The organism is Agromyces humi (assembly GCF_009720255.1).
In the GTDB taxonomy this organism is placed as follows: Bacteria; Actinomycetota; Actinomycetes; order Actinomycetales; family Microbacteriaceae; genus Agromyces; species Agromyces humi.
Genome location: NZ_WJSP02000510.1, coordinates 1 through 2,175, shown reverse-complemented (window position 1 = coordinate 2,175; position 2,175 = coordinate 1). Strand labels below are relative to the sequence as shown.

Here is a 2,175-nt window from a genome sequence, read left to right as displayed (position 1 = left end):
GTCCGACCGGCGTGCGCAGCGGCGCGCACACGACGACCTCGCGCAGCTCGGCCATCAGGCGGCCGCGCCGAGCGTCGGCGACACGGAGAACGGCGCGCCCGTGGCATCCGTCACCTGCTCGATCGTCACGTCGGGCGCCAGCTCGACGAGCGCGAGCCCGTCGGCGGTCACGTCGAACACGGCCAGGTCGGTGATGATGCGGTCGACGCAGGCCCTTCCGGTGAGCGGCAGTGTGCACTGCTGGACGATCTTCGCCGAGCCGTCCTTCGCGACGTGCTCCATGACCACGATGACGTGCTCGGCGCCGTTGACGAGGTCCATCGCGCCGCCCATGCCCTTCACCATCTTGCCGGGCACGGCCCAGTTGGCGATGTCGCCGTGCATCGAGACCTGCATGGCCCCGAGCACCGCGGTCGTGATGCGTCCGCCGCGGATCATGCCGAAGCTCGCCGCCGAGTCGAAGTAGGCGGCGCCGGGCAGCACCGTCACGGTCTCCTTGCCGGCATTGATGAGCTTGGGGTCCTCCTCGCCCTCCCACGGGTAGGGGCCGACGCCGAGGATGCCGTTCTCGGAGTGCAGCACCACCTCGACGCCCTCGGGCAGGTGGTTCGGGATGAGCGTGGGCAGGCCGATGCCGAGGTTCACGTAGGTGCCGTCCTCGAGCTCGCGGGCGGCGCGGGCGGCCATCTCGTCGCGGGTGAGTGGCATCAGCGGGCCTCCTCGGCCTGGTCGGTGGCGGCTTGGTCGGTGGCGGCCTGGTCGGTGGCGGTTCCGGATGCCGCGGGCCGGGGCCGCACGGTGACCTTCTCGATCGGCAGGTCGGCGGACTGCTCGGCCGTGAGCACGATCACCCGGTCGACGTAGATGCCGGGCAGGTGGATGTCGTCGGGACCGAGCACGCCCGGCTCGACGAGCTCGTCGACCTCTGCGATGGTGATGCGGCCCGCCATGCCGGCGAGCGGGTTGAAGTTCCGCGCCGACTTCTCGAACCGCAGGTTGCCGTGCCGGTCGCCCACGGCGGCGCGCACGAGCCCGTAGTCGGCGCGGATCGCCTGCTCGAGCACGTACTCGCGGGGGGCGCCGAACGTGTCGAACGGGCGCAGCTCCTTCGGCGCACTGGTGAGCGCGACGCTGCCGTCGGGGGCGTAGCGCAGCGGCATCCCGCCCTCGGAGACGGCCGTGCCGGCGCCCGTCGCCGTGTAGAACGCCGGGATGCCGACCCCACCGGCGCGCAGGCGCTCGGCCAGCGTGCCCTGCGGGGTCAGCTCGACCTCCACCTCGCCCGAGAGGTACTGCCGGGCGAACTCCCGGTTCTCGCCGATGTAGCTGGCGATGACCTTGCGGATGCGTCCGGCCGCCAGCAGTTCGCCGAGCCCCCACCCGTCGACGCCGCAGTTGTTCGAGACGACCTCGAGGTCGCCAACGCCGCGGGCGAGCAGCGCCCGGATGATGGTGATCGGCACGCCCGACAGGCCGAAGCCGCCGACGGCGAGCGACGCCCCAGAGGGGATGTCGGCGACGGCCTCGTCGGCGGTCGCTGAGGTCTTGTCCATGGATGCTCCGGTGTTCAGTCGTTCGTCTCGGGGGTGGTCGTGGCGTCCTGCTCGGCGAACACGTCGCGCATGATCGCGAGGGCCTCGTTCGACGCGGGCAGGCCGGCGTAGAGCGCGGTGTGGAGCAGCACCTCGGCGATCTCGTCGCGCGTCAGTCCGTTGCGCACGGCGGCGCGCACGTGCATCGCGATCTCGTTTCCGTGGCCGCCGGTCGTGAGGCTGGCCAGCGTGGCGATCGACCGCTCCCGGCGGGAGAGCCCGGGCCGCGCCCAGATGTCGCCCCAGGCGGTGCGGGTCGCGAAGTCCTGGAACGCCGCCGTCTCCGGGGTCGTGGTCGCGATGGCGCGGTCGACGTGCGCGTCGCCGAGCACCGCGCGGCGCACGCGCATGCCTCGGTCACGGGTGACGGATGCCGCGTCCGCCCGCTCGACGGCGTCGAGGTGCTCGGCGATGAGCTCGGCGGCGCTCGCGGGCTCCTCGAGCACGGCGAGGTGCGACGCGCCGTCGAGGGCGACGTGCCGCGCGCCGGGGATGTCGTCGGCGAGGTCCTGCATCGAGGCCGGGGTCGTCACCGCGTCGTGCTCCCCGCTGATCGCGAGCGTCGGCGCGGTGAGCGCCGCGA

The 2,175-nt window shown here is 72.9% G+C and carries 3 protein-coding genes; all 3 read right to left on the bottom strand.

Annotated elements, in window-relative coordinates; all coding sequences use genetic code 11:
- Positions 1 to 54 precede the first annotated feature (54 nt).
- Entirely contained in the window at positions 55 to 708 is a 654-nt protein-coding gene (locus GH736_RS21580; RefSeq protein ID WP_159606960.1) for a CoA transferase subunit B, read from the bottom strand.
- Positions 708 to 1,553, bottom strand: coding sequence for a CoA transferase subunit A (locus GH736_RS21575; RefSeq protein WP_159606959.1), 846 nt, complete (start codon positions 1,551 to 1,553; stop codon positions 708 to 710). Before GH736_RS21575 ends, GH736_RS21580 begins: the two co-directional genes overlap by 1 nt.
- Before the next feature lie 14 nt (positions 1,554 to 1,567).
- Positions 1,568 to 2,175: 4-carboxymuconolactone decarboxylase (pcaC, locus tag GH736_RS25665; protein ID WP_159606957.1), on the bottom strand; the 608-nt coding region annotated here is incomplete at its 5' end.

Bases quoted from the DNA above. Each gene is read 5' to 3' on its own strand.
- GH736_RS21575 (WP_159606959.1), bottom strand. From the start codon at position 1,553: ATGGACAAGACCTCAGCGACCGCCGACGAGGCCGTCGCCGACATCCCC.
- GH736_RS21580 (WP_159606960.1), bottom strand. From the start codon at position 708: ATGCCACTCACCCGCGACGAGATGGCCGCCCGCGCCGCCCGCGAGCTC.